We start from the raw sequence: 15,851 nt of genomic DNA, 5'->3' as shown, positions 1-15,851 counted from the left end.
CCATTGCTTGCCTTAGAATAAGAAAATCTGGCTCAACATGCATTCGAGAATAGGCCAGAATGGCTGGGGCGAACACTAAAGCACGCTAGAGCAGTGGCGACTCTCTCTCTATTTGATCAAAAATAATTGTTAGCTCTTTAGCAGCCTCATTAATTTCAGAGATATTTTGGCTTTGTAGAGTCTGCTCAAAATTTCCCAGCCTATCTTTTATGTACTCCCTTAAGTCTCCAAGAGCAAGCTCGTAAAGACGCTCACCACGGGCAACCAACAAAGCATTATGTTCGTTCTCCCGAGGATGAACCTTAAGGGACGCAAGCTCTGCAAGTCGGGATTTTATCTCGGTTTCCGTTAATGCCCCAGGGTTTCCTTCAATAATCGCTTGCTGCTTAACGCCAGTTGACGTGACCTCCGCCTCTACTTGCAATAGGCCGCTGATGTCATAAGTAAACCGAACATCTACAGACTCTTCTCCTGCAGCGGAAGGAGGCACTGCCAATGAGAGCTCGCCGAGTTTAATGTTATCTTTTACTAACCGAGCTTCGCCTTGGTATATCACTATGTGTAGTGTGGTCTGATTGTCCCGCACTGTCACCAAACGATCTATTCGGCTTACGGGGACCGGGCTATTGCGATCAATAATAGGATGAAACAATTCTCCGCTATCAAAAAAACCCTGCTTATTAACCACACCGACACCTAGTGTGTAGGGCGCAACATCCGTCAGAACCACTTCAGATAGCGATGCATCCCCCTCGATTAGGGCGGCCTGAATCGCGGCACCAAGAGCGACCGTTTCATCGGGATTGATGTGCGACCGAGGAATTTTACCCAGCATTTTTGACACCATCGAACGGATTGCTGGCATGCGCGATGCGCCGCCTACCAACACTACCGCGTCTAAATCATCGCTTTGCAAGTTTGCGTCGCGGAGTGATCGCTCTAGAGGAAGCCTGAGACGACGTAGCAGGTCCCCACAACAAGCCTCAATAGAATCACGACTTAATCTCAGATGCAGGGGCCTTTTATCCAGAAAAAATTCTATATCAGCATTATTTTCGGTGGAAAGCTGCTTCATGGCTTGCTCGCACTGTGATCGCAACTGAGCGATCTGTTTTGCAGATAATTCAGAGCGTACAATGCCATTCTTCTGTAAAAAATGGCTGAGCAGGGAATCGACAAAGTCTTCGCCGCCAAGGCGATTATCTCCGGCCGTCGCATTGACCTGCATAACGCCGTCAAACAACTCTAGAATTGACACATCAAACGTACCGCCACCAATATCGAATATCAAAAAGGTGGTATCGTCTTTAGTTTCGTGTAGTCCGTATGCAATAGCGGCTGCGGTTGGCTCATTAATTAGTCGCTTAACCTCAATTCCCGCTAGGCGACCGGCATCTCTCGTCGCCTTGCGCTGCGCATCACTAAAGTAGGCCGGAACACTTATGACGGCACTGTCGATTTTCTCCGATAAATGTGACTCAGCATCGGCAATTAAGCTTTTTAAAAGTAGGGCAGAGAGCTCCTCAGCACGAAACTTTTTATCGCCCAGCTTAAACTCTTTGTCGGTACCCATATATCGCTTAAACTCCGACACCGTCATGCTGGGATGCGTAATTAAACGGTGCCTGGCAATGTCGCCCACGACAATACGTTGGTGATCGTCGAGACCAACAACCGAAGGTGTCATGGTTTTTTTTAATGTGTTACGTATTAGCTTTGCCTCCCCAGTTTCAGCGATCCAGTAGCCGACTAAGCTGTTTGTTGTACCAAGGTCTATACCGATTAAGGCCATGTCATCCTCTGACTATAAAAGAGTAATAAGTTTGAAATACGCAAAAGATATTGCAAAAGAGACCAACGATCCAAAAAGGAAAATAGTAAATCCCCTTCTAGCTATAAAGTCCGATATTCTTTCGGGAAAATAATCCATCAATGACAAACATGCATTGACTGAAATAAACCCCCAAATTAATGCGTAGTTCCCAAGGTGAGGGATTTGCTCTTCAAAACCCAGAACCACATAAATGACTGAGTATATGGCACTGGCCCAAATCAGCAAAAGTAAACCCTGAACACCAAACCTCAAAAAACCGAGCAGCAAGGCAAATGCAATCAGCGTTAAGGTCAGCGCCTCCATGTCCAGCTTCGACGTGTGTCGATAGCAATACACAGACAGTAAAAAGGCAATTGAAATGGCAACATTGGTGCTGCGCTTTTCCTTTAAGCTGTTCCAGCGCTCTACAAAGCTCTGCCGGAAACGATGATAAAGTCCATCTAACGCCCATACTGCCACAGAGGTGACACCCCAAAGGCTTAAGGTAAGATAAGGCTGATAGACATCCACCGAGGCGCTTGTTGTCCATGGCATAAAGAAAAATTGTACAGCAAATGCCACCAAGACATGAATGGCTGAGAACCGAACCCTCTCCAACTGAATTCGCCACCAGTGAAAACTATCGGTATCTAGCTCAGGACACATGGCACTGTCGACAGCGTGCGCAAACTGGCGCGTGAAAACCCTTGTTGTGCGGTTATGCAGCCCCAAAAAACGTATAAACTTAAAATACCGAGGGCGGTATTTTCCAAGTATAAGCTTAGAGGCAGGAAGCTCCTCCCCGCGACCTTGCCTAGGCTGAAGAATCAAAAGACTGTAGTAATGTCGATAGGTATTTAAACGTGCAGCAAGGTACCCCAGTTTGGCACGCTTATCCGGGTCCGAGTGTTGCTCTTCAAACCACCTAAATTCATTTGCAGCCGATTGAACAAGAGCGTAGGGCATGTCGGTACCGCGATACGAACATAGTCTATTTGCGAGTATGACTTCAAAGTATGACCGGGTTTTTAGGTGAAGTAATCGAGTCCCTCTAATTAGAGACTCAAAATAAGCGAGCTGAGCTTCGGCAGATGGCAGATTAAATAAATGCGTAGCAAGCGCTCTGGCGTCGTCATGTGCAATCTGCTCTTGTTGCTGACGCAGATGCGCGGCCTGCGCTGTGGTTGTATCATTATCAGGAGGCGCTTGACGTTCCCGAAGGTTATGGGCCATGTGTTTTGCAATATCCCGGTGCGTTGATAGCGATAGCCGCCCTGACGGTGAATGTCGCGATCCTGTGGCTTTTGTCGTGACGGTGGCACTCTGATCGCGCGGTTCGACCGTCGTACGCTTGCACTGGCTTCTCGCCCAATCAAAGGCTTCGCGCAAGCGCTGATAGCCATCGGGATCTTGATCTGGGCGAATTTGTTTTAAAAGACGGGAATAAGCAGCCTTGACAATTTTTTGATCATTGGTGGGCGAGATCTCAAGAATAGTCCAATAGTTCAAATTTGTGCGTCCTTACCGTACCTAAGGTTTTGAAAACAAAGGTGTCTTAACAACATGGACTGTTGTTTATTTGCATCTAAAGCCAAGATTCGATTCTAACCGAAATTTGCCGAATGCCAACCCCACCCAAAACGCCCAAAACTGCGCATAATGTATATTATGTTAAATTGTGTATGGCACAGAATTACGATATTCATTAGAACTTTGTAGAAAGCCGTCAGACTCTTTGTGAAAAACGATCAAAATTTGCCAAATGTTTTCAGTCTCGGTTCGTTTCAACTTTCGGCCCTCACCTCGAACCAACGTAGGTAAGTATCAGGTAAAACACCCGCTCTATCAGATCACGTTGTGAAAAGCCTTCAGAACCTTTCCCAAAATTAGCCGGCACTGAATCAAATCAACTCTAAGTTATTGATTTCTTTGATGTACTGGTTGGGGTTTAAGAAATGAAAGTAATCGGATATAGCTTTTGACAGTGGGAATTTGAAGCGAAAGTAAGAAAATCCCGGATAAAGGGTGTAGTCAACAAATCATCTTCCTTTGAGTTTCGAGGCCTATCGGGTAATACTGAGAAACATCTTGTTCTTTACTTAGCGTATTTATGAACACATCCACTCCTCTCACGGGTTTGCTTATTGAATACTTCGAAACCGGAACCGAAGGCGTAATGTGGGCGCTGATGCAGGACGGCAAATCTGGGTATGAAGGCCTCGTTCTTTTGGAGGCCGGGGATCACATTGAAGTCTTTGAGATTGAAGGTCCAAAGGTCTACGACGGTATTGTCGTGCCTGACACCTCAATTGGCGCTATGCAAAGGCCTGGTTCAACACTTCGCCAGCCGGTGGCCCTAGGGCGATGGGCCCATTGGATACAATCTGGCTTCGACGCCGATGTTTGGGCCGGCTACTTCTGTTCTGGAAAGTACCGCGGAGTCATTCATAAAACCACCGAAAGTACATAGTTTGCACGCAATCCAGGGGTAGCAAGGTCTATGTTTCAAGTGGCTCGCTCTACTACTCAATCTCCAATCCTAATCGGCCCGAACCTGGAAATTTCAGTGCTTATTATATATGTCCTATAATTGTACTTATTTGACATATATAGGTTAAAATGCCACCATTAGAGGTCCGGCCGGTAAAGCTGTAAAATCCAGCCACTAACTCTACATCTCATTGATTTTAAAGGAAAATATTGGACATCTAGAAGCAATCCTGGATCACCTCCCGCTTACGTGGCCGGTTCGTCATATTGGCGCCGGTTTTCAGCCATTAGGCGCTCAATCATATCGTTCTTAACCGATAGCTCAGCCTCCAGTTTGGCCTGGCTGACGGTAAAATCTTGCACCTTGCTTTGCGCCGATTCAAGGCGTTGCGTCAGCTCATCGATTTGCGAGGCCTGGCGTTGAGCGCTGTCGGCGTACTGCTGCAGATCCGCCGACTGGGTTTGCAATTGCTTATTGGCATCTTCAAGCTTCGTGTCAGCCCGAGTAAGCTTCGATTCGAGGTCCTGTGTTACTTTGCGTGCAGCGTTCAACTCGCTGACCAAGCGCGCGTTGTCTTTGTTGAGCTGCGTTAAATCGCCCTGCTTGACCGAAATTGCCTGGTTTAACGTGCGAATCTCAGCCTGGAGCTGCTGGATTTGATGCTCATGCCGGCACTGATCCTGATCCCTCTGCTCTTTCACTGATTCACGATAATGCTCAAGCGCCTCTCGGCCGTGGCGGTGCTTTTCCTCAAGGGATTCGATATGAGCCTGCTTTTCCTTGAGCAGCGCCGTCGTGCTAGCCTCGCGCTGAGTCGCCGCGTTAAGCTGTTTGTCCAAGGCATCACAGGCTGCGGATTTAGCACTTAGCTCCGAACAGGTCTCGTCAAGCCGGCGTTCCAGCACGTTATGCTGATCGACCATCTGGCCAGCCTCTTGAGTGAGCGCGGCGTAGCGCTCGGAGAGTTCATTGAGCTGGTGCTCATAGTGGCTTTTGCTCTCATCAACAATGCCATGGGCCTCTTCTTGTAAACGCGATGCTAGGCGTGCAATGAGTTCCCTGATGGGCTGGCTCAACAGTGCTTCATCGTCCATCCTGGTGGACGCTTCTTCCTCCAATTCTTTGAGATAGCGATGAATCGTTGATTTAGAGCCGGTGTTACCGAGCTCAATGCGTATCGCGTCAATGGACGGGTTTTCTCCCCTGGCTAGAACGGCCTGATGGGCCTTGGCCACCAATGCTTTGTTGATACCGCCACGAGCCATGCTGTCCTCTCCTGTTTATTTCGTACTATAATACGTAATATGTATATACGTACTATTCTAGCTCATGAATGAGGCTTAGCACAGCCTATATATGACAAAGAATAATAAGAAATTATCTAATATTAGAGCGTTTTTTGTCCAAATCGACCCCAAAATCTGTACAGATATAGCTTTTCCAGAGCTGCGGCCTAATGAAGACGGTTAGAATCGTGACAATCAGGAGTGAGGTCCCGTAAACGGCAAAAGAGTTGTATTGCCTGAACGCTTGCTAGTAAACTCAACCGCATGAAAAAACGCTCTCTGATCCTGTTTTTAATGTTGCTAGCTATCGCGAATCTCGTATTCGCGGCGGACTGGCATGAGCGAGTAACAGGAGACGAGGCCGCGTTGGAATATTTGGCCAATGCTGAGGGTAACGTCGGCACCGATCGCGGCAATCACTCTCACCCTCCTGGGGGGAGCTGTGTTCACAGCCATAGCTGCCATGCCCACTCCCATCTGTTTTTTGTTGAAACCAGTGGGCATGGGCTCGATTTACCCTCCGCACCTCGTTGGCGAGCGGAAGACCTGTCTTTACCTCCACAGCACTTTTTGGCACCTGATGTGCCCCCTCCCATTGCCTAATTTCATGCACTAGAGATCCTCTGTCGGTTTTTGCTCGGCACCTTGCCCTATGCAGAACGGCATATTTCTATCACTGAAAATTCAGGCAGGTAATGCATGTTTATTTCTTTATTAACTCTCTCTTCTCAGAGGAGAGGGATACTGGCGGTCTGGGCTTTGCTATTGGTCATGACTGCCACGCCCGTTGTGGCGGAGCCGATGCCTCTTTCATTAAACGAAGCATTGGCCTACACGTTGGAGCGCCATCCCGAGCTGGCGCAATTCTCTTATCGACGCCGCGCGGCTGAAGCTCGCGAGCTTCAAGCCGCTTTGCGTCCCAACCCGGAGCTCGCTGCCGAAGTAGAAAATATCGGCGGCAGCGGCCGCTTTGCCGGAACGGACTCCGCTGAAATCTCACTTGTCTTGAGCCAGCTGATCGAATTGGGCGGCAAGCGCGATCAGCGCCAAGAGGTTGCCCGCTACCGCACCGATCTAGTGGATAGCGAATATCAGCAAGTCCGCTGGCAAGTGCTCGCGGAAACCGTACGCCGATTTCTCGGGGTAGCCGAAGCCCAAGAACAGATCCAACTGGCTTCACTGTCGCTAGAATTAGCACAAGAAAGCAGGGAGACTATCCGTAAGCGTGCGCAAGCGGGAACAGCCAGTGACGCTTCTCTTCAACGCTCGGCCATTTTGGTCACACGGGCGGAGCTCGCCGTAGACTCTGCCCATCAACAACTGGCGTCTGCGCGGGTGGCGTTGGCTGCTCAATGGGGCGAGAGCGAACCGAATTTTGAGCAGGTTCACGCCGATTTGTACCAACTTGTGGAGCTGCCTGATTTTAACCAGATCCGTCGCCAGCTAGAAAATGCGCCGCAGCTATCTCGCTATATCACCGAAAAACGCCTGCGCGAGGCGGAATTGCAGTTGGCACAAACTCGGGGTCGGCAAGACCTTCGAATCGGTGTGGGCGTCAAGCAAATGCAAGAAACCGACGATCACGCTTTTACTCTGAGCCTGTCCATGCCTATTGGAGTCAATGACCGTAACCAGGGAGAGGTCCGGGCTCGACGTGCAGAATACGAGCAACTGGCACTGGAAGAGAAAGCCACACGGGTACATCTTATGGCCCGAATTCAACGGCTTTATCAGGAGCTGGAGGTATTTCGCAGCACCGCAACTCGCTTGCGGGGTGAAGCTTTACCTTCTGCGCGCGCCGCTTTTGAGAGTATTCGCAGAGGCTACCAAGAGGGTTTGTATAGCTACCTTGAGCTAGTCGATGCGGGACGGGAACGTCTGGCGGTAGAGAGTGATGCACTTAAAGCAGCTGTAAATTTTCACCAGACACTGGTGACTCTCGAACAGCTCACCGGCACGGGCCTAACCGGGCAATGGAGTCTGACTCCCAATTCAATCGATGGGGCCACCGAACCCTATGAACCCCAACCCCGTTACATTAAAGAACAAGCAGGTGAATCATGAAGTCGTTAGCATCTTTCTGGATTTTTATGATGAGTATGGCGCTGCCTTTGTCTGGAGTCAGCATCAGCGTACAGGCTCAAGAAGCCGAACACAGCGATCACGAGCATGAGCAGACGCAAAAAGAGAAAACCCATAACGACGAAGATAGTGGCGAGCACGACGATCATAGTGAGCACGAGGACCACGAAGAAGGTCATGATGACCACCAAGACCACGGAGAGAACGAGGGAGCCCATGATGAAGCTGGTGAGGAAGCCCACGAGGAGCATGATGAACATGGAGGACATGAAGAGCAAAGCACCTCGATAGATCCCCAAACGCTACGGGCGCTGGGCGCAGAAGTGAGTATCGCAAGTCCCGGAAGAGTGAGTCAAACCGTGTCTTTACCGGGCGAGGTCCGCCTGAATAAAGAGGCGGTGGCTCAGATCACCCCTCGCTACCCTGCGCAGATTGTCGATGTTAGCGCCCGAATCGGCGATTCTGTCGCCGCAGGAGATACGCTGGCCATTGGTGAAAGCTCTCAGACCCTACAACGTTTCTCGCTCAAGTCCCTAATTCGCGGCACTGTCATTGATCGTTCCGTAACGCTGGGTGAACATATCCAGCCTAGTGACGCAGCGTTCGTAGTCGCGGACCTTTCGACGCTCTGGGTCGATATTGCACTCTATCCACGACAGATTGGGCTCGTAAAAAAGGGCCAACCGGTGCGCATTTCCACGACGTTCGGCCCCGAGCCTGTCAACACCCAGATCGACTATCTCGATCCCATGGTCAGCGAACAACTGCGGACCGGCCTGGCTCGAATTTATCTTGATAATGCCGCAGGCCAATGGAGACCCGGCATGTTCATTGATGCGGAGGTAACTCTGACCGAGACGGAAGCCGAAGTGGTGGTGCCTCAGACGGCGGTAATCAAGTATCAGGGCCGTCAGGTAGTATTTGTAAAAGAGGGTGACAGTTGGCACCCCAGGCCTGTCGTCCTAGGGGCAAAAGATCGAGGTCAGGTGGTTATCCTGTCGGGCGTCTCCTCAGGTGAACAGTACGTCGCGAAAGGTGGCTTCACGCTGAAAGCGGATTTGCTCAAGAGCGAATTCGAATCGGGCCACAACCACTAGTACTCGGAGGTTTTTATGCAGGCGATAATTAGAGCGGCGTTGCAAAACCGGCTGCTGGTGGTAGTGATTGCACTGGCTTGTGTGATTGGCGGTTATGCCGCTTATCGTAGTTTACCGGTAGACGCTTACCCGGACATTTCCCCCTCATTGGTGCAGGTATTTGTTGAGACTGAAGGTCTCGCGCCGGAGGAAGTAGAAAAATATGTGACCTACCCTCTTGAAAGCTCCATGAATGGTTTACCGAAGCTAGACCACGTCAGGTCAGTGTCCAATTTTGGTCTATCGGTGGTAAACATCTATTTCGAAGATGGAACCGACATTTATTTCGCCCGACAATTGGTTAGCGAACGATTGCAACAGGCCAGAGAGGCCATTCCGGATGGATTTGGTGAACCGGTTATGGGGCCGATCACCACCGGCCTGGGACAGATTCTGTTTTATGTTCTGGAAGACACCAGTGGCGAGTACAGCCGCACCGATATGCGAGAGATTCAGGACTGGATCGTCAAGTTCAATCTGCAGACGGTCAAAGGCGTCACCGAGGTACTTTCCATTGGCGGCAACGTCAAGCAGTTTCAGGTGCGCATTGATCCCGACGCACTATTGCGCTTTGACATCTCCTTGCCACAAGTTAAACGCCGGATCGAGCAGAACAACGCCAATGCGGGTGCTCAGTTTATCATCCAGAATGACGAGCAATACATCGTTCGCTCTGTCGGCCTCGCAGAAGACCTGGATGACTTGCGTAACATTGTGGTCAAAAGTGCCGATGGAGTGCCGGTCTACCTGCACCAACTCGGCGAGCTGACTATTGGCGGGGAAATTCGTCGAGGGTTGACCACTAAGGATGGTAAAGGCGAAGCCGTGGTAGGTATGGTGCTCAAGCTAATTGGTGCCAACACCTCTAACGTGATCAGTGCTGTGAAGGACGAGCTGACAACCATCAATGCTAATTTGCCGGAAGGAATTCAAGTCAGTCCCTATTATGACCAGGCACAATTGGTCGAGGCCGCCGTCTCTACTGTGACGAATGCGTTACTCCAGGGTATTGTCTTAGTCGCAATCATATTACTCGTCTTTATGGGAGGGTGGCGCCCCAGCCTGGTGGTAGCCCTATCCATTCCGTTTTCGGTGTGCTTGGCATTGATTGCCATGAAATGGTTTGGGATTTCCGCAAACCTGATGTCTCTGGGCGGCCTAGCTATTGCCATTGGCATGATGGTAGACGGCGCTGTAGTCGTGGTAGAGAACATCGACCGACTTTTACGTGAATCGTCCTCGGATGAGTCACGCATGCACATTGTGGCGAGGGCCAGCCAGGCGGTAGCAAGACCAATACTCTTTGCCATAAGTATCATCATTGTGGTGTTCTTGCCGTTGTTCAGCTTGCAGGGGGTTGAAGGTGCCACTTTCCGGCCACTGGCATACACGGTATCTCTAGCCATGATGGGCTCGTTGATCTTTGCATTGGTAGTGGCACCGGTGGTGGCTTCGCTTATCATGCGCCGCCCTAAATCAACTCAGACTTCGGACGAGCCCGGTGGCCTTATTGGCTTGATCGCCCGGGGTTACCGACCACTCGTTCAGGGCGTTATTCGCAACCGCTGGATTGGTGTGACCATTGCAGTGGTGGTTCTGACAATCGGGGTCGTTATCGGTCCACGCCTCGGCTCGGAGTTTGTACCGCGATTCAACGAAGGAGACCTATTGATCCGAGCTACAATGGCGCCCTCCATCTCGCTTGATAAAGCCAAGCAGTCGATGACGCTGTTTGAACGTCAACTATTGGAGCGCTTTCCCGAAGTAACTCAGGTAGTAACCCGCATCGGTCGCGGTGAAGTCGGGGCACATGCAGACCCAGTCAATAGTGCGGAAATCTTTGTCGGACTTAAACCCAAGGAGCAATGGAAGACGGCGAAGACACTGGACGGCCTATACTCTGCAATGAGTGCCGAGTTCGAAGATTTTCCTGGCACCAAGTTCAACTTTACACAGCCGATTGCAGCCGCTGTTGATGAACTGCTAACAGGCACGAAAGCCGAGCTGGCCGCTAAGCTATTTGGCGATGATCTGGAGGTTCTGGATCGTAAAGCCACGGAGATTGCCGAGGTCATGCGCCGAGTCTCTGGTGGAGAAGATGTCCAGAAAGACCAAGTGGGTGGTACGCCTCAAGTCCAAGTTCAGTTGGACCGGAAGGCTATAGCCCGCTATAACTTGAATGTGTCGGATGTGCAGGAAACCATCAGGGTTGGTGTAGGTGGCGAGAGCGCCGGTCAGGTATTCGAAGGTATTCGTCGCTTCGATATCTATGTGCGGCTGGCAGAGTCGTCAAGAGATAAAACCGAGGTTATTCGGGACCTAAAGGTTCGCAATGAACTGGGGCAGCAGATTCCTCTCAGTGAACTCGCCAGCGTGGAAGAAGTGGTTGGTCCACGACAGGTTACCCGGGAAAATAATCAGAGATTTATCACCATTCAGGCCAACGTCCGCGACCGTGATATCGGCTCCTATGTGGCCGAGGCGGACCAGATGATTACCGAGCAGGTGGAGCTTCCACCGGGCTACTTCCTGAAATGGGGCGGCCAATTTGAACTTCAGCAGCAGGCCAACAAACGCCTGATGGTGGTAGTTCCGATTACCTTGGCGCTGGTGTTTCTGATGCTATACGCAAACTTCGGTTCTTTGCGTAATGCTCTGCTGATCATGCTTAACATTCCCCTAGCTCTGGTCGGGGGTATTGTGTCGCTGTGGTTGGCGGGGTTGAGTTTGTCAGTGCCAGCCTCTGTAGGCTTTATCGCCCTATTCGGCATAGCGCTTGAAAACGGTCTGGTACTGGTCAGTTACTTAAACGAGTTAGTGCGTGATGGCGTGCCCATGCGCAAAGCCTGTGTTCAAGGCGCGATGGCGCGATTGCGCCCGGTCATCATGACCGCCGTGACCACAGGCCTCGGTTTAGCGCCGTTGCTGTTTGCCACCGGAACCGGCAGCGAAGTTCAGCGCCCTTTGGCGGCTGTGGTAATTGGTGGGCTGGTAACCGCCACCATTCTCACGCTGGTGATTCTACCAGCTCTTTACCCTTGGTTCGCCGATCGTTCCAACGGCGAGAACTCAACGTCTTGAGGTGACACCATGCAAGAGATAAAAGCCTATATTAAAACCCGGAAACTGGAATCGGTCACTCTGGCGCTGCATCGACTAGATGGAATCACCGGGATGAGCGCCTCGGAAGTTCGGGGTTTTGGCCGTAGCAAGGCGCACAGCAGCGCCACGCACCCGATTGCTGGTGCCTCAGAGTTCTCCGAGCATGTGAAGGTGGAGGTTGTGTGTCAGGACCACCTCGTCGATGCCGTAGTGGAGCTGCTAAAGGCCGAAGCCCATACAGGACTTAGGGGGGACGGCCGTATCTTTATTAGCGATATTAGACGGGCAATCCGCATTCAAGATGGTATCGAAGACACCAACGTCGTCTAAACGTTGAGTAGCAGGGGTGCCAATTAGCACCCCTGCTACTCTTCTCAAATTGTTTACTCTGAGAGAGGTCATCCCGTGGGACATGAACATAACCATAGTGCCGGTGATATGGGCGACAAACGTTTGGTCACGGCCATTTGTGTTAATGCATTACTCACGCTCGCACAAGTTGTTGGCGGAATACTTTCAGGTAGTTTGTCGCTCATCGCTGATGCGCTCCATAATTTGAGCGATGCCGCGTCGTTGGCGATCGCGCTCATAGCACGAAAAATTGGTCGAAAACCACCCGATGCGTTCAAAACCTTCGGCTATCAACGCAGTGAAACCATAGCTGCCTTGATCAATCTGGTCACTCTGGTAATCGTGGGTTTGTATCTTGTCTACGAGGCGATAGGACGACTATTTGTTCCGCAGCCCGTCGAAGGCTGGACTATAGTTGTGGTGGCAGGTATCGCTCTAATTGTAGATCTTGCCACGGCCATACTCACCTACACGATGTCAAAGAACAGCATGAACATAAAGGCCGCGTTCTTGCACAATGTGTCGGATGCGATGGCGTCCGTCGGTGTTGTTATAGCGGGGACCTTGATACTGCTGTATGGCTGGTACTGGACGGACACTGTGCTGACGTTGATGATCGCTGGGTACGTGCTGTGGCAAGGCTTCAGTATGCTACCGAAAACCATTCACTTACTGATGGAAGGCACACCAAACGGAGTCTCCATTGATGAGGTGATCAGCGCCATGGAGCAAGTGGACGATGTTGTGGGTGTCCATCATGTACATGTCTGGGAACTGGCTGAACACACAATCGCACTGGAAGCACATGTTGTCGTAAAGAAGGCCAATCTGCCCGATCTTGAACGGGTGAAGACCAATTTAAAGGGTGTGCTTCATGACCAATTTGACGTCAGCCACTCAACACTTGAAATTGAGCAGGAAGGCAGTGGCTGTGTCGACACGCAGACCAACAGAAAGCACGGCAGTGCGTAAGCATGCCCTACGGGTGCTTCCACTTTTGCGTTGGATACCGCCTTACCTGATTAAGGATGCTCCTGACCATTAGCCATTGTTAAAAAACAGCCTCCTCATAGTGGGTCGCTTGGCCGTCAATCGAGAAACCACCTCTTTCCGGGGGTTCGAGTTGCCGAAACGCCGGGCGACGGCGGTTTGAGCAGAGCTGGTTCAAGCTTGTCACCGGATTATCTGGTTGATGCTCAAGCTACTGCTGACGCACGCTTTCCTCATTGATTCGGGCAAGAATTCCACAAGTCTCAACCTCCCGGCCATCGTTGCAGCTCGCTCTCAGCGAAACGAGTTGTGTCTCTAGCGTTTGCAGAGCGGTTATCCGCGACCGTACATGAGAGATGTGCTCATCGAGCAGGGCGTTGACGGCGGCACAAGGTTGGTGAGGGTCGTCCTGATGTCTCTGTAGCTCGTGAATTTCTGCTAGCGACAGGTCCAGGATTCTGCACCGACGGATGAAGGCCAGCCGCTCACCATGTTTCTCGGTATAGACACGGTAACCATTCTCCTGTCGATCAGGCGGCGGTAACAAACCCTGACGTTCATAGAAGCGGACCGTCTGTGTATCGACCCCAGCCAACTCTGCCAACTGACCAATACGCACCAAGCTTCTCCTAAACGGATTCTCTACTATTGACCCTATAGTAGCTATAAGGTTTATGATGATATCACAAAATTATTCAAGTGGAGCCGTACCATGAATAACTCCTGTGGTGGCGCCTGTGGCGGCGATAAAGTACCTGCAGCGGATTCCGATTTGCAGACTTCCTCAGAATCGCCAGGGAAGTGGGTCAGCATCTATGCTGTGCCGAAGATGGATTGTCCATCTGAAGAGCGAATGATCCGCCTTGCACTGAACGGCTTTGACGAGATCCGAATGCTGTCCTTTGACTTGTCCAACCGCCGGTTGGAGGTCTTGCATGACGGCTCGGTTGTGCCCATTACTGCGAAGCTGACGACCTTAGGGCTAGGTGCCTCTCTTCAGGAAACCGTGACTGCCGACCCAGAGACAATCAAGATCGCTAAGAGCTCAGCAGCCTCTGCTACGCAGGAGTCCGACACCCTGCGCTGGTTGCTTGGCATCAACGCACTCCTGTTCGTGGTGGAAATGACTGCCGGTCTGATCGCCCAGTCCACCGGACTGATTGGAGAGTCCCTAGATAATTTTGCCGATGCGGCAGTGTATGGGCTCGCCCTTTATGCGGTTGGGCATAGCGTGAAAATGCAGGTACGTGCCGCGCATCTTGCTGGTGTACTTCAACTGATTTTGGCTCTCGGCGTACTCGTAGAAGTGGTGAGACGCTTTGTATTTGGTAGTGAGCCCGAATCGCTGATGATGATGGCCATCGCCTCCGTCGCTTTGATCGCCAATACCGGTTGTCTGCTGTTGATCTCCAAACACCGCGAAGGCGGCGCACATATGAAGGCAAGCTGGATATTCTCGGCCAACGACGTGGTGATTAACATGGGTGTCATCGCCGCTGGCGCCTTGGTCGCGTGGACCGGATCCAATTATCCGGATCTGATTATCGGCACCATCGCGGGGATCATCGTGCTTAACGGTGCCAGGCGTATTCTGGCGCTCAAGGGTTAAATAATGATCATTATTGGCAAAAATCTCTCGCCATATGCCCTGTTGTTGTCCACTCTGAACTGCTAGCAGCGTCTGACGAGGTTGTGAAATGGCTGGTCCAACAGTCAATGACTTATGGCGAGTCCGCTCCGGTGGCCCCTTTCTTTACCTGTGTACATCTATGAAACACCGGAGCCGCCTTCAGTCTTTTTGCGAATGGTGGAGGCTGGCAGCGCGTTGATCAAGGTCGGTTACACGCCCCCACATATAGAATCTTTACGTATTGACCGCTTGTAAAGGCATTGGTATCCTTTACAGAACGGCGCAATGTAAAGAGGTGTCCTATGCCAAAAGTTAGCTCAAAGCGGCAGATCACGCTACCTGTGGATCAATGCCGGCTGGCGGGCATCGAGCCTGGTGATGAATACGAAAGCTACGTGGACAACGACGGGCACATTACTATCATCAAAAAAGTCTCAGGCGCCGCGCGCGGGATTCTCAAGGGCATCCGCGTGGATCGCCAGGTGAGTGAGGACGATTCCCGTCAAAGCGGTATCCGTGCGTGATTGCCATTGATACCAATGTGCTGCTTCGGTACCTGCTGCTGGACAATAAGGCTCAGTCGCATAAGGCCATGTCACTGATCACGGGTCCTGTACCCGTTCTGGTGACGGATGTCGTGCTGGTGGAGACAATGTGGGTTCTAACGGGTAAGCGCTACAAGCTTGACCGTGAGGCCATTGCTGGCGTGATCAGTGCGCTGTTTGAGGAGCCGAACATTGTCTTTGAGGATGGGCAGACCGTGTGGCGTGCTCTGAATGACTATAAAAAAGCGCAGCCGGTGAAGGTCGGTGGCAAGAAAAAAAGCGCCGACTTTCCCGACGCACTTATTGTGAACAAGGCCCAGCACCAAGCACAGCAGTGGCACCAGGCGCTCAAAGGCGTTTACACCTTCGATATCGCGGCCCGGGAGATACCAAGGACGCTAAGCCCATAATTCGATAAAGATTAA

General features: G+C 51.2%; 13 protein-coding genes. 9 read left to right on the top strand and 4 right to left on the bottom strand.

The genetic code is table 11. The features are described from left to right. Window positions 1-85: 85 nt before the first annotated feature. Window positions 86-1,792 (bottom strand): Hsp70 family protein, encoded by a 1,707-nt coding sequence (locus tag QWI16_RS09525; RefSeq protein WP_302712655.1) that lies wholly within the window; start codon window positions 1,790-1,792, stop codon window positions 86-88. A 12-nt stretch (window positions 1,793-1,804) separates the two neighbouring features. Beyond that, window positions 1,805-3,322, bottom strand: coding sequence for a hypothetical protein (locus QWI16_RS09520; protein ID WP_302712654.1), 1,518 nt, complete (start codon window positions 3,320-3,322; stop codon window positions 1,805-1,807). 601 nt (window positions 3,323-3,923) lie between these two features. Here QWI16_RS09520 and QWI16_RS09515 point away from each other — a divergent pair. After that, entirely contained in the window at window positions 3,924-4,283 is a 360-nt protein-coding gene (locus QWI16_RS09515) for a hypothetical protein (RefSeq protein ID WP_302712653.1), read from the top strand. Between the two features lie 266 nt (window positions 4,284-4,549). Here QWI16_RS09515 and QWI16_RS09510 read toward each other — a convergent pair whose 3' ends face one another. Continuing rightward, the gene (locus tag QWI16_RS09510; RefSeq protein WP_302712652.1) at window positions 4,550-5,569 is read right to left on the bottom strand and encodes a DNA-binding protein; all 1,020 of its coding nucleotides are present in this window, start codon (window positions 5,567-5,569) and stop codon (window positions 4,550-4,552) included. A 720-nt stretch (window positions 5,570-6,289) separates the two neighbouring features. On the opposite strand from QWI16_RS09510, the gene QWI16_RS09505 reads away from it, so the two are divergent. The 5 genes from QWI16_RS09505 to QWI16_RS09485 all read left to right on the top strand — a co-directional run bounded on the left by QWI16_RS09505 (window position 6,290) and on the right by QWI16_RS09485 (window position 13,233). Next, window positions 6,290-7,654: a TolC family protein gene (locus QWI16_RS09505; RefSeq protein ID WP_302712651.1), complete on the top strand. Its 1,365-nt coding sequence runs from the start codon at window positions 6,290-6,292 to the stop codon at window positions 7,652-7,654. After that, window positions 7,651-8,769 (top strand): efflux RND transporter periplasmic adaptor subunit, encoded by a 1,119-nt coding sequence (locus QWI16_RS09500; protein ID WP_253966759.1) that lies wholly within the window; start codon window positions 7,651-7,653, stop codon window positions 8,767-8,769. Before QWI16_RS09505 ends, QWI16_RS09500 begins: the two co-directional genes overlap by 4 nt. A 15-nt stretch (window positions 8,770-8,784) precedes the next feature. After that, window positions 8,785-11,889 (top strand): efflux RND transporter permease subunit, encoded by a 3,105-nt coding sequence (locus tag QWI16_RS09495; protein WP_253966758.1) that lies wholly within the window; start codon window positions 8,785-8,787, stop codon window positions 11,887-11,889. A 9-nt stretch (window positions 11,890-11,898) separates the two neighbouring features. Further along, complete coding sequence (locus tag QWI16_RS09490; RefSeq protein WP_253966757.1) at window positions 11,899-12,240, top strand: P-II family nitrogen regulator; 342 nt, start codon at window positions 11,899-11,901, stop codon at window positions 12,238-12,240. 108 nt (window positions 12,241-12,348) lie between these two features. After that, window positions 12,349-13,233 carry a cation diffusion facilitator family transporter gene (locus tag QWI16_RS09485; RefSeq protein ID WP_302712649.1) on the top strand — a complete coding sequence of 295 codons (885 nt, stop codon included), beginning with the start codon at window positions 12,349-12,351 and terminating at the stop codon, window positions 13,231-13,233. A gap of 229 nt (window positions 13,234-13,462) precedes the next feature. Here the strand turns inward: QWI16_RS09485 and cadR are convergent, their stop codons facing one another. Beyond that, window positions 13,463-13,870: a Cd(II)/Pb(II)-responsive transcriptional regulator gene (gene cadR, locus QWI16_RS09480; protein WP_068810570.1), complete on the bottom strand. Its 408-nt coding sequence runs from the start codon at window positions 13,868-13,870 to the stop codon at window positions 13,463-13,465. Window positions 13,871-13,963: 93 nt separating this feature from the next. Here cadR and QWI16_RS09475 point away from each other — a divergent pair, with 93 nt between their 5' ends. The 3 genes from QWI16_RS09475 (at window position 13,964) to QWI16_RS09460 (ending at window position 15,836) form a co-directional block, all read left to right on the top strand. Beyond that, window positions 13,964-14,860 carry a cation efflux transmembrane domain-containing protein gene (locus QWI16_RS09475; protein ID WP_068810569.1) on the top strand — a complete coding sequence of 299 codons (897 nt, stop codon included), beginning with the start codon at window positions 13,964-13,966 and terminating at the stop codon, window positions 14,858-14,860. A gap of 323 nt (window positions 14,861-15,183) precedes the next feature. Further along, a complete protein-coding gene (locus QWI16_RS09465) occupies window positions 15,184-15,405 on the top strand; it encodes an AbrB/MazE/SpoVT family DNA-binding domain-containing protein (RefSeq protein ID WP_068810568.1) in 222 nt (73 codons plus the stop codon). Further along, on the top strand, window positions 15,402-15,836 hold the full coding sequence (locus QWI16_RS09460; RefSeq protein ID WP_068810567.1) for a type II toxin-antitoxin system VapC family toxin: 435 nt from the start codon (window positions 15,402-15,404) through the stop codon (window positions 15,834-15,836). Before QWI16_RS09465 ends, QWI16_RS09460 begins: the two co-directional genes overlap by 4 nt. The last annotated feature ends 15 nt before the right edge of the window (window positions 15,837-15,851 follow it).

The organism is Gilvimarinus algae (assembly GCF_030518215.1).
Lineage (GTDB): Bacteria > Pseudomonadota > Gammaproteobacteria > Pseudomonadales > Cellvibrionaceae > Gilvimarinus > Gilvimarinus algae.
Note: the sequence above shows the minus strand (reverse complement) of the source record. Positions and strands in the feature narration are given on the sequence as shown.

What these genes read in the sequence shown, in the direction of transcription:
- QWI16_RS09525 (WP_302712655.1), bottom strand. Translation starts at nt 1,792, where the DNA reads ATGGCCTTAATCGGTATAGACCTTGGTACAACAAACAGCTTAGTCGGC.
- QWI16_RS09515 (WP_302712653.1), top strand. Translation starts at nt 3,924, where the DNA reads ATGAACACATCCACTCCTCTCACGGGTTTGCTTATTGAATACTTCGAA.
- QWI16_RS09510 (WP_302712652.1), bottom strand. Translation starts at nt 5,569, where the DNA reads ATGGCTCGTGGCGGTATCAACAAAGCATTGGTGGCCAAGGCCCATCAG.
- QWI16_RS09505 (WP_302712651.1), top strand. Translation starts at nt 6,290, where the DNA reads ATGTTTATTTCTTTATTAACTCTCTCTTCTCAGAGGAGAGGGATACTG.
- QWI16_RS09500 (WP_253966759.1), top strand. Translation starts at nt 7,651, where the DNA reads ATGAAGTCGTTAGCATCTTTCTGGATTTTTATGATGAGTATGGCGCTG.
- QWI16_RS09495 (WP_253966758.1), top strand. Translation starts at nt 8,785, where the DNA reads ATGCAGGCGATAATTAGAGCGGCGTTGCAAAACCGGCTGCTGGTGGTA.
- QWI16_RS09490 (WP_253966757.1), top strand. Translation starts at nt 11,899, where the DNA reads ATGCAAGAGATAAAAGCCTATATTAAAACCCGGAAACTGGAATCGGTC.
- QWI16_RS09485 (WP_302712649.1), top strand. Translation starts at nt 12,349, where the DNA reads ATGGGCGACAAACGTTTGGTCACGGCCATTTGTGTTAATGCATTACTC.
- QWI16_RS09475 (WP_068810569.1), top strand. Translation starts at nt 13,964, where the DNA reads ATGAATAACTCCTGTGGTGGCGCCTGTGGCGGCGATAAAGTACCTGCA.
- QWI16_RS09465 (WP_068810568.1), top strand. Translation starts at nt 15,184, where the DNA reads ATGCCAAAAGTTAGCTCAAAGCGGCAGATCACGCTACCTGTGGATCAA.